An 11,015-nucleotide genomic window follows, 5' to 3' on the forward strand; every position below is an offset into this window, starting at 1 on the left:
GGCCCACCACTGGTGGTGGGCCAGGACCCGGGACGACCAGCTCAGCTGATCATCGACGTGGCTCCTCAGGCGGGGAGCGAGGCCACCCCGCGCGGGAGGAACCGGGAGCCGGTGACCTCCTCCGAGACCCCGGCGCGGTCCAGGTACGCCGAGATCCCGCCCAGCCAGAACGGCCAGCCGGCGCCGAGGACCATGCAGAGGTCGATGTCCTGCACGGCCTGGACGACGCCCTCGTCGAGCATCAGCCGGATCTCCTGGGCCAGGGCCTCGACCGCCCGCCGGCGCACCTGCTCCTCGGTGAGCGGGGAGTCGCCGGAGTCGATGCCGGCCAGGTCGGGGTCGACGACGCCCGGCTCGCTGTAGACCGAGGCCTTGCCGAGCTCGACCATCCGGCGCAGCCCCTCGCCGACGGTGAACCGGTCGGGGAAGGCCTGGTGCATCCGCTCGGCCACGTGCAGCGCCACCGGCGGGCCGACGAGCGTGAGCAGCTCGAACGGCGTCATCGGCAGGCCCAGCGGGTCCAGCGCCCGGTCGGCGACGGCCACCGGCGTCCCCTGCTCCACGGCGGCGGTGACCTCGCCGAGGAAGCGGGTGAGCAGCCGGTTGACCACGAAGGCCGGGGCGTCGGCGACCAGCACGCAGCTCTTCCTCAGTGCCTTGCCGACGGCGAACGCGGTGGCCAGCGTGGCGTCGTCGGTCCGTTCGGCGCGCACGACCTCCAGCAGCGGCAGGACGGCGACCGGGTTGAAGAAGTGCAGGCCCACGACGCGCTCGGGGTGCTCGAGCTTCGAGGCCATCTCGGTCACCGACAGCGCCGAGGTGTTGGTGGCCAGCACGCACTCCGGGGAGACGACCGCCTCCACCTCGGCGAACACCTGCTGCTTGACCGACATCTCCTCGAACACGGCCTCGATGACGAGGTCGGCGTCGGCGAAGGCTGCCTTGTCGAGCGCGCCGGTGACCAGGCCCCGGAGCCGGTTCAGCCGGTCCTGGGACAGCCGGCCGCGGGCGGCCAGCTCCTCCAGCTGCGCATGGACGTAGCCGACGCCCTTGTCGACGCGCGCCTGGTCGACGTCGGTGAGGACGACGGGCACCTCGAGCCGGCGGACGAGCAGCAGCGCCAGCTGCGAGGCCATCAGCCCGGCGCCGACGACGCCGACCTTGGTGACCGTGCGGGCCAGCTTCCGGTCCGGCGCGCCGGCCGGCCGCTTGGCCCGCTTGTCGACCAGGTCGAACGCGTAGAGGCTCGCCCGCAGCTCGTCGCTCATCAGCAGGTCGGTCAGGGCGTCGTCCTCGGCCGCGGTGCCCGCGGTGAACGCCTCGCCGTCCACGCCGTTGCGGGCCAGGTCGAGCAGCTCCACGGTCCGCAGCGCGCCGGGGGAGGCGTCGCGGGTCCGCGCCCGCACGACGGCGCGGGCACGGGCGATGGCGTCGTCCCACGCTGCGCGGTCGACCTGGGGCCGGTCGACGGTCGCGTCGCCGTTCAGCACGCCGACGGCCCACTCGATCGAGCGCTCGAGGAAGTCGGCCGGCTCGAACACCGCGTCGGCGATGCCGAGCTCCGCCGCCTCCGGGCCCGGCGTCACCCTGTTCTGCGCGAGGGCGTTCTCGACGACCACGGTGACCGCCGGGTCGATGCCGATCAGGTTGGGCAGCAGCTGCGTGCCGCCCCAGCCGGGCACCAGGCCGAGGAACGCCTCGGGGAAGGCGACGACGGCGGTCGTGGCGATGGTCCGGTGGTGGCAGTGCAGCGCCAGCTCCAGGCCGCCGCCGAGCGCCGCGCCGTTGACGAAGGCGAAGGTCGGGATCGTCGAGTCCTTCAGCCGGCGGAACACCCGGTGGCCGGTCTCGGCGATCTCCCGGGCGTCGGTCGCCGACGTGATCGCCGGGACGCCGGAGAGGTCGGCGCCGACGGCGAAGACGAACGGCTTGCCGGTGACCGCGATCGCCGCCGGAGCCGGGGTGTGGGCGGCGATCTCGTCGAGCGCCGCGTCCAGCGACGCCAGCCCGCCGGGACCGAAGGTCGACGGCCGGGTGTGGTCGTGCCCGTTGTCCAGCGTGACCAGAGCGACCTCACCGGCGAGCCCGGGCCCCCGCAGGTAGCGGACCTTCGCCTGCGTGACGACCTCGTCCTCGAACGTCGCGGTCACTTGCTCGACCCCTCCCAGTTCGGGTTCTCCCAGATCACGGTGGCGCCCATGCCCAGGCCCACGCACATGGCGGTCAGGCCGTAGCGGACGTCGGGCCGCTCGGCGAACTGGCGGGACAGCTGCGTCATCAGCCGGACGCCGGAGGAGGCCAGCGGGTGGCCGACGGCGATCGCGCCACCCCACGGGTTGACCCGCGGGTCGTCGTCGGCGATGCCGAAGTGGTCGAGGAAGGCCAGCACCTGGACGGCGAAGGCCTCGTTGAGCTCGAACAGGCCGATGTCCTCGATCGTCAGGCCGGTGCGGGCCAGCGCGCGCTCGGTGGAGGGCACCGGGCCCACGCCCATCACCTCGGGCTCGACGCCGGCGAAGCCGTAGCCGACCAGCCGCATGCCGACGTCCAGGCCGAGCTCGACCGCGACCTCCTCGGCGGCCAGCAGGCAGCCGGTGGCGCCGTCGTTGAGGCCTGCCGAGTTGCCCGCGGTGACGTTGCCGTGCGGGCGGAACGGTGTCGTGAGCGTCGCCAGGCCCTCGAGGGTGGTGGTCGGCCGCGGCGGCTCGTCGACGGTGGCCAGCCCCCAGCCCTGCTCGGCGCTGCGCGTGGAGACGGTCACCAGCTCCGGCCCGATCTGGCCGTTGGCGACGGCCTCGGCGTACCTCTGCTGGCTCGCCAGGGCGAACGCGTCGGTGCGCTCCCTGGTCAGGTGCGGGGAGCGGTCGTGCAGGTTCTCGGCGGTGGCGCCCATGACGAGCGCGGAGCCGTCGACCAGCTTCTCGCTGAAGAAGCGCGGGTTCGGGTCGGCACCCTCGCCCATCGGGTGGCGGCCCATGTGCTCGACACCGCCGGCGATCGCGACGTCGTAGGCGCCGAAGGCGATGCCGCTCGCGGTGGTGGTGACGGCGGTCATCGCGCCGGCGCACATGCGGTCGATCGCGTAGCCGGGTACGGACTTCGGCAGCCCGGCCAGCAGCGCGGCGGTGCGGCCGATGGTCAGGCCCTGGTCGCCGACCTGCGTGGTGGCGGCGATGGCCACCTCGTCGACGCGGTCGGCCGGCAGCGCCGGGTTGCGGCGCAGGAGCTCGCGGATCACGCGCACGACCAGGTCGTCGGCGCGGGTCTCGGCGTAGATGCCCTTCGGGCCGGCCTTGCCGAAGGGGGTGCGCACGCCGTCGACGAAGACGACCTCACGCAGCGAGCGCGGCCGCCGTTCTCCAGATGACACAGGACCTCCGCAGCAGATCGGAGCCGGCCGGTACGGCGCGGCGCCGATGAAGTTACCCGTCGGTAACCCGCGGACCAAGCACGACGCGTCACCCTGTGGAGGCAGCTCCCGGACGGCGGGACCGGCGCTCCCGCACGGCTGGACCGCCGCGACCGTGCGAGACCGCCGCTCTCGCCGCGAGGGAGGTCCGCTAGGCGCGGTTGAGGGCGTCGGTGAGCAGGTCGCGGGTCAGCTCGACCTGCCACTCGCGGGCGCCGCCGCCCCGCAGCGTCGCGGCGACGGTCTCGGCGTCCCGCGGCTCGGGCGGGGTCCACATCAGCCGGCGCACGAGGTCGGGGGAGAGCAGGTTCTCCACCGGCACGGTGTGCGTGACGGCCAGCTCGGCCAGCCCGGCGCGGGCGGCCTGCAGCCGGGTGGCGGCGGCCGGGTCGCGGTCGGCCCAACGGTTCACCGGCGGCGGGCCGTCGCCGGGGCGGCTGTGCGGGGGCAGCTCGGACTCCGGCAGCTCCCGGCCGCGGGCCAGCGCCCCGAACCAGGTGCCGACCAGCTTGCGGTTGGCCCGGCCGCGGAAGACCGGCAGCTCCATCAGCGCGGCCTCGGTGCGCGGGTCGGCCTGCACCGCCGAGACCATGGCCGCGTCGGGCAGCACCCGCCCCGGAGCGACGTCGCGGCGGCGGGCCAGCTCGTCGCGGGCCTGCCACAGCGAGCGCAGCATGCCCAGCTGCCGGCGGTTGCGCAGTCCGTGCACCCCCGACGTCCGCCGCCAGGGGTCGACCCTGGGCGCGGGCGGCCCGGCGGCGAGAATCGCCTCGAACTCCTGCCGCGCCCACTCGGTCTTGCCCTGCTCCTCGAGGATGGCGGCCAGCGCGTCACGCAGGTCGACGAGCACCTCGACGTCCAGCGCGGCGTAGACCAGCCACTCCTCGGGCAGCGGGCGGGTGCTCCAGTCGGCGGCCGAGTGTCCCTTCTGCAGCGAGTACCCCAGCAGCGACTCGACGACGGCGCCCAGCCCGACCCGCGGCAGCCCGGCCAGCCGGGCGGCGAGCTCGGTGTCGAAGACGCGCGTCGGCACCAGGCCGATCTCGGCCAGGCAGGGCAGGTCCTGGTTGGCCGCGTGCAGCACCCACTCGGCGTCGACGACGGCCGACTGCACGACCGAGAGGTCCGGCAGCGGGACGGGGTCGATCAGCCCGGTGCCGGCGCCGGCGCGACGCAGCTGCACCAGGTAGGCCCGTTGGCCGTAGCGGTAGCCGGAGGCGCGCTCGGCGTCGACGGCGACCGGGCCGCTGCCGGCGGCCAGCGCCTCGGCGTACTCCACGAGCGCGGTGGAGGTCTCGATGACCGGGGGCAGCCCGTCCCGCGGGGTGAGCAGCGGGACCGCCGGGGGAGTGGTCGGCTCGTCGTCCGGCGCGGGGGCGGGCTGTGCGGGGATGGGCTGGGTGCTCAGGGCAGGTCCACCTTCTCGCCCGTCTCGACAGCGTGGTCAGCGCGCGGTTCCGCGGCGGGGCCGCAGCAGGCCCCGGGAGGGGGCGCCGGCGCGGGGGTGCCGAGCACCCCCGGGACACCGATGTTACGGAGTGCCGTCGTCCGGCTGCCCGGAGGGACCCAGCAGCCGGACGCCGGGCGGCGGCAGCCCGGCCGCGCTGCCCAGCACGTCCAGCCACGCGGCGAGGTGCCGGTCGAGGTGGGTGTCCTCCGCCGTCCAGGAGGCGCGGATCTCGACGTCGACCGAGTGCTGGGGGCCGGCGAGCTCGCCGAACCGGGTCGAGGCGGTGCGGGTGACGGTGCCGCCGAGAGCGTGCGACGCGGCGCCGCACTCCTCGAGGGCGTCGGTCAGCCAGCTCCAGGCGACCTCGGAGAACATCGCGTCGTCGACCATGTGCTCGTCGGTGGTGGCCGACAGGTAGCCGACGCAGCGGGTGGTGCCCGCCCACGACTCGTGGCCGGCCGGGTCGTGCAGCACGATGAACCGCCCGCTGGCGACCTCGACCTCCTCGTCGCCGTCGGGCTCGGTGACCAGCGCGCCCACGGCGTACGCGTGGGGGGCCAGCCGCTGGGGGGCGGGGATGGCCTCCAGGACGATCTCGGGGCGGGCGGTCACACCGGCCAGCGCCTCCAGGGCAGCACGGAACTCAGCCGGCGGCTCGTCGCCGGGTCGGTCCGCGCCGTGGCCGGCACCGGCCAGGCTGGAAGGCTCCACGTTCGCAGGGTAGGTCGCCGGACCGCCCCGTGCCGCCGACGCGCCGCGCGGGTTCTGGGAGGATGGGACGTCGTGACCGCTGTTGCCGACGCCGCGCCGACCCCCGCGTCCTCTCCCGCCGACTCGGACCTGGTGCGGGCCGCCCGCGGCCTGCCGGTGCGGCGCACCCCCGTCTGGTTCATGCGCCAGGCCGGCCGCTCGCTGCCGGAGTACCGCGCGCTGCGGGCCGGCACCCGGATGCTCGAGGCCTGCCAGGACCCCGACCTGGTCACCGAGATCACCCTGCAGCCGGTGCGCCGGCACGGGGTGGACGCCGCGATCCTCTTCTCCGACATCGTGCTGCCCCTGGTCGTGGCCGGCGTCGACATCGAGATCAAGCCCGGGGTCGGACCGGTGGTGGCCCACCCGGTGCGCACCGTCGCCGACGTCGACGCGCTGCCGCCGCTGGAGCCCGACCGGCTGGACTTCCTCGCCACCGCCGTCCGCCGGCTGGTCGCCGAGCTGGGCGCGACGCCGCTCATCGGCTTCGCCGGGGCGCCGTTCACCCTCGCCACCTACCTCATCGAGGGTGGTCCCTCCAAGGAGCACGCCCGCACCAAGGCCTTCATGTATGCCGAGCCCTTGGCGTGGGGCCGGCTCCTCGACCGGCTCGCGGTCTCCGCGGCGACCTTCCTGAACACCCAGGCGGACGCCGGCGCCTCGGCCCTGCAGCTGTTCGACTCCTGGGCCGGCGTCCTGTCCGCGGCCGACTACGCCGAGCGGGTGCTGCCGCACTCGCGCGCCGTCTTCGACGCTCTCGGCGACCGGGACGTGCCGCGCATCCACTTCGGTGTCGGCACCGGTGAGCTGCTGCCGCTGATCGGGGACGCCGGGGCCGACGTCGTCGGCGTCGACTGGCGCGTGCCGCTGGACGAGGCCGCCCGCCGGGTGGGCCCGCAGCGCTCGCTGCAGGGCAACCTCGACCCCGCCGTCCTGCTGGCCGACCGCGCCACCGTCGACCGCGAGGTGCGCCGGGTGGTCGAGCAGGGCCGGGCCGCGCGCGGGCACGTGTTCAACCTCGGCCACGGAGTGCTGCCCGAGACCGACCCGGGCGTGCTCACCTCCGTCGTCGAGCTGGTCCACGAGCTGACGACCAGATGAGCCGGCTCGTCGTCGTCGGCGCCGGCATCACCGGTCTGGCCGCCGCGTTCGAGTGGCACCGGCGGCGCCCGGACGACGAGGTCGTCGTCCTCGAGGCCGGCGACCGCATCGGCGGCAAGCTCGATCGCGTCGAGCTGGCCGGGCACTGGTACGACACCGGCCCCGAGGCGATGCTCGCGCGGGTGCCCGAGGCGGTGCAGCTGGTCGAGCGGCTCGGCCTGGCCGACCGGCTGGTCGCCCCGGCCACCACGCAGGCGGCGGTGGTGCTGCCCGACGGCCGGTTCCCGCTGCCGGCCGGCACCGTGCTCGGCGTCCCGGCGTCGGCCGAGGGGCTCGACGGCGTCCTGACACCGGACGGCGTGGCTCGGGTGGCCGCCGAGGCCGACCTGCCGCCGCTGACCCCGGACGACGACCTCGCCCGCCACGACGTCGCCGTCGGCGCGCTGCTGCGCGCCCGGCTCGGCGACGAGGTCGTCGACCGGCTGGTCGAGCCGCTGCTCGGTGGCGTCTACGCCGGGCGGGCCGACGAGCTGTCGCTGAGGGCCACCATGCCGCAGCTGGCCGCGCACCTGCCCGCCGCGGGCTCGGTGCTGGGCGCGGCCGCCGCCGCCCGCGACGCCGGGGCGCGCAGCCGCTTCGACGCGGGCAGCCCGGTGTTCGTGACCGTGACCGAGGGCATCGGCTCGCTGCCCGCCGCGCTCGTCGCGGCCTCGGGCGCCGAGGTCCGGTTACGCACGCCGGCGCACGGCCTGGTGCGGACGCCGTCGGGGTTCCAGCTCTCGATCGGCCGGGCGAACGCACCTGAGCGGCTCAGCGCGGACGCCGTCCTGGTGACCGCGCCGGCGCCCAAGGCCGCCCGGCTGCTGGCCGGGGTCGCGCCCGGCGCGGTCGAGCCGCTGCAGGGCATCCCGTACGCGTCGATGGCCGTCGTCGCCATGGCCTTCCCGGCGCAGGAGGTGGCCGCCGGGTCCGGCCTGCTGGTGCCGCCGGTGACCGGCCGGCTGGTCAAGGGGGTCACCGTGTCCTCGCGCAAGTGGCCGCACCTGGACGGCGGGCACCTGCTCGTGCGCTCGTCGGTGGGCCGGTTCCGCGACGAGCGCGAGCTCCAGCGGGACGACGACGACCTGGCCGCCGCCGTGGTCGCCGACGTCGCCGACCTGCTACAGCTGTCCCGGCCCGAGCCGGTCGCCACCCGCGTCGTCCGGTGGGGCGGCGGGCTGCCGCAGTACCTGGTCGGCCACCAGGAGCGGGTGGACGCCGTCCGCGCGGCCGTCAGCGCGGTGCCGGGGCTGGCGATCGCCGGGGCGGCGTTCCGCGGCGTCGGCGTGCCGGCGTGCATCCGCGACGCCCACCACGCGGTCGACGCGCTGCTCTGAGCCGTGGGCCGCCGCGGCGCCCGGCGGGGACCGGAGGGGTCAGTCGACCCACCGCCGGCGGCGAGGAGGGGCGCGCGACGGGCTCGAGCTGGACCATGGGGTCTCTTGCCCTTCTCGCCCGCCCGGTGGAGGAACCCCTCATGACACGGCGCCGGTTGCCACGGTGGTCGGAGTTCCGGCCTCTCCTGCAGGTGCAGCCGATCACCCTGGACCGGACGGCCCGGCGGCTGCGCCGGGCCGCGTCGGTGGAGGACCTGCGGGACCAGGCCCGGCGGCGCGTCCCCCGGGCGGTGTTCGACTACACCGACGGCGGGGCGGGTCGCGAGGTCGGCCTCCGCCGCTCCCGGGCGGCGTTCGACCGGGTCGAGTTCGTGCCGAGCGTGCTCCGGGACGTCTCCTCGGTCGACGTCTCGACCACCGTCCTGGGTCGGCCCGCGGCACTGCCCCTCGTCATGGCACCGACCGGGTTCACGCGGATGATGAACCACCAGGGCGAGCCCGCCGTGGCGCGTGCCGCGGCCCGGGCCGGGGTGCCGTACGCCCTGTCCACCATGGGGACGACGTCGCCGGAGCGGCTGGTCGCCGAGGCGCCGGACGGGCGGCGCTGGTTCCAGCTGTACCTGTGGCGCGACCGTGCCGCGAGCACCGAGCTCGTCCGGCGCGCGGCCGGGAACGGCTACGAGGCCCTGGTCCTGACCGTGGACACCCCGGTGGGCGGCCTGCGCCTGCGCGACGTGCGCAACGGGATGACGATCCCCCCGGCGCTGACCGCCCGGACGGTCCTCGACGGCGCCCGGCACCCGTCGTGGTGGGCCAACCTGCTGACCACCGAGCCCCTGGAGTTCGCCTCGCTGAACTCGTTCGCCGGGACGGTCTCCGACCTCGCCAGCCAGGTGTTCGACCCGAGCGCCACCCTGGCCGACGTCCGGTGGCTGCGTGACCAGTGGTCCGGCCCGCTGATCGTCAAGGGCCTGCTCACGGTGGACGACGCGGTCGCGGCCGTCGACGCCGGCGCCGACGGCGTCGTCGTCTCCGACCACGGCGGCCGCCAGCTCGACCAGGCGCCGACCCCGCTGGAGCAGCTGCCGGCCATCGCCGAGGCGATCGGGGACCGGGCCGAGGTCTACGTCGACGGCGGGGTCATGTCCGGGTCGGACGTCATGGCCGCCGTCGCCCTGGGAGCCCGCGCGGCGCTGGTCGGCCGCGCCTACCTCTACGGCCTGATGGCCGGGGGAGAGGCCGGGGTCGACCGGGTCCTGGAGATCCTCCGGCGGGAGATGGTGACGGCCATGCAGCTGACCGGGGTGACGTCGGTGGCCGAGCTGACCAAGGAGCGGGTGCGCCTCCGGTGAGCCCGGCCGGTCGCTGACGCGGGACGTGGTGGACGCCACCGCGCTGCCGCGGCATGGGACCCGGGCCGGGACCGTTCACTCCCGAGTGAGTTCCGTGCACCACCCCGAGCGACCCGTCCTCCGACCCGCCCGCTGCCTGCGGCACCACGTGTGGATGGCCGCGTGCAGCGACTGCCGCGACGCCCACACCGTGCCCGTCCGCGACCTGCGGGAGACCGGTCCGGCCTCCCGCTGAGATCGGACCTCCCTGCCACCTGCAGGGAGGCCAGCGCCGCCGTCTGCCCACCGTCGGGCGGGCGGCGGTCGCCCGGCACCGCGGGGGATGATGGGGCCATGAGCGAGCAGACCGACCAGCGCAGCATCGGCAAGCGGGCGAACGAGTTGAACGCCACCATCCGCTACACGATGTGGTCGGTGTTCCGGCTGGCCCGCCCGCTGGGCGAGGAGCAGCGCACCGCCGTCGCCGACGAGGTGCAGGGGCTGCTCGACGAGCTCGCCGGCAAGGACGTCGTCGTCCGCGGGACCTACGACGTGAGCGGCCTGCGGGCCGACGCCGACCTCATGGTCTGGTGGCACTCCTCGACCCCCGAGGCGCTGCAGGAGGCCTACACCCGGCTGCGCCGCACCGCGCTGGGCCGGCACCTGGAGCCCGTGTGGTCGCAGATGGCGCTGCACCGGCCGGCCGAGTTCAACCGCAGCCACATCCCGGCGTTCCTCGCCGACGAGGAGCCGCGCCGCTACGTGTGCGTCTACCCGTTCGTGCGGTCCTACGAGTGGTACCTGCTGCCCGACGAGGAGCGCCGCGCGATGCTCGCCGAGCACGGCCGGATGGCGCGCGGGTACGCCGACGTCCGCGCCAACACCGTCGCCTCGTTCGCCCTCGGCGACTACGAGTGGATGCTCGCCTTCGAGGCCGACGAGCTGTACCGCATCGTCGACCTCATGCGCGAGCTGCGGGCCTCGACCGCCCGGCGGCACGTCCGCGAGGAGGTGCCGTTCTACACCGGCGTCCGCAAGCCGGTCGCGGAGCTGGTCGCCGACCTGCCGTGACGCCCCCTCCGTCCGTGCCCCGTCCGGACGGCGGACGACGGCTGCGGACCGTCCGGCGCACCTGCACCCTCGACGCGCCGGCCGAGGTGGTCTGGCGGGCGCTGCGGTCCCCGGCGACCCGGCTGCACGTCGCCGCTCCCGTGCTCCGCATGCCGGCCCTGGAGGGTCGCCGGCGCCCGTGGCAGCAGGGTGAGTCGGTGAGCACCCGGTTGCTGCTCCTCGGGGTGCTGCCCCTCTCGCGGCACACCCTGCGCATCGACGTCCTCGACGACGCGGCGATGACCGTCCGCACGGAGGAGCACGGCGGCCCGGTGTCGGTGTGGCGCCACCACATCACCGTCGAACCGGCCGGACCCACCGGCTGCCGCTACACCGACGACGTCGAGGTCGGCGCCGGACGGCTCACCGGTGTCGTGAGCGCCCTGGCCGGTGGCTTCTTCCGGTGGCGGCAGCACCGCTGGCGGCAACTCGCGCCCGTGCTGGCCGCCACGTCCCCGGGATGCGGCTGAGGGCGGTTCCCCGCGGGG

9 protein-coding genes are annotated in these 11,015 nt (G+C 75.6%); 5 read left to right on the plus strand and 4 right to left on the minus strand.

The window, feature by feature from the left end:
• Nucleotides 1-65: 65 nt before the first annotated feature.
• The 4 genes from ACI79G_RS24585 to ACI79G_RS24600 form a co-directional block, all read right to left on the minus strand.
• Complete coding sequence (locus ACI79G_RS24585; protein WP_456883657.1) at nt 66-2,150, minus strand: 3-hydroxyacyl-CoA dehydrogenase NAD-binding domain-containing protein; 2,085 nt, start codon at nt 2,148-2,150, stop codon at nt 66-68.
• Nucleotides 2,147-3,370: a thiolase family protein gene (locus ACI79G_RS24590; RefSeq protein ID WP_456883658.1), complete on the minus strand. Its 1,224-nt coding sequence runs from the start codon at nt 3,368-3,370 to the stop codon at nt 2,147-2,149. The genes ACI79G_RS24585 and ACI79G_RS24590 overlap by 4 nt, the downstream gene beginning before the upstream one ends.
• Nucleotides 3,371-3,560: 190 nt before the next feature.
• Nucleotides 3,561-4,817, minus strand: a complete 1,257-nt coding sequence (locus ACI79G_RS24595; RefSeq protein WP_456883665.1) for an HRDC domain-containing protein — start codon at nt 4,815-4,817, stop codon at nt 3,561-3,563.
• Between the two features lie 123 nt (nt 4,818-4,940).
• Nucleotides 4,941-5,570 carry a DUF3000 domain-containing protein gene (locus tag ACI79G_RS24600; protein WP_456883659.1) on the minus strand — a complete coding sequence of 210 codons (630 nt, stop codon included), beginning with the start codon at nt 5,568-5,570 and terminating at the stop codon, nt 4,941-4,943.
• 72 nt (nt 5,571-5,642) lie between these two features.
• Between ACI79G_RS24600 and hemE the strand changes: the two genes are divergently transcribed.
• The 5 genes from hemE to ACI79G_RS24625 all read left to right on the plus strand — a co-directional run bounded on the left by hemE (nt 5,643) and on the right by ACI79G_RS24625 (nt 10,997).
• Nucleotides 5,643-6,710 (plus strand): uroporphyrinogen decarboxylase, encoded by a 1,068-nt coding sequence (hemE, locus tag ACI79G_RS24605; RefSeq protein WP_456883660.1) that lies wholly within the window; start codon nt 5,643-5,645, stop codon nt 6,708-6,710.
• Entirely contained in the window at nt 6,707-8,086 is a 1,380-nt protein-coding gene (gene hemG, locus ACI79G_RS24610) for a protoporphyrinogen oxidase (protein WP_456883661.1), read from the plus strand. The genes hemE and hemG overlap by 4 nt, the downstream gene beginning before the upstream one ends.
• Nucleotides 8,087-8,226: 140 nt before the next feature.
• Complete coding sequence (locus ACI79G_RS24615; protein ID WP_456883662.1) at nt 8,227-9,438, plus strand: alpha-hydroxy acid oxidase; 1,212 nt, start codon at nt 8,227-8,229, stop codon at nt 9,436-9,438.
• A 333-nt stretch (nt 9,439-9,771) separates the two neighbouring features.
• Nucleotides 9,772-10,488 carry a hydrogen peroxide-dependent heme synthase gene (gene hemQ, locus ACI79G_RS24620; RefSeq protein ID WP_456883663.1) on the plus strand — a complete coding sequence of 239 codons (717 nt, stop codon included), beginning with the start codon at nt 9,772-9,774 and terminating at the stop codon, nt 10,486-10,488.
• 14 nt (nt 10,489-10,502) lie between these two features.
• Nucleotides 10,503-10,997 (plus strand): SRPBCC family protein, encoded by a 495-nt coding sequence (locus tag ACI79G_RS24625; RefSeq protein WP_456883664.1) that lies wholly within the window; start codon nt 10,503-10,505, stop codon nt 10,995-10,997.
• The last annotated feature ends 18 nt before the right edge of the window (nt 10,998-11,015 follow it).

Source organism: Geodermatophilus sp. SYSU D00779 (assembly GCF_054050595.1).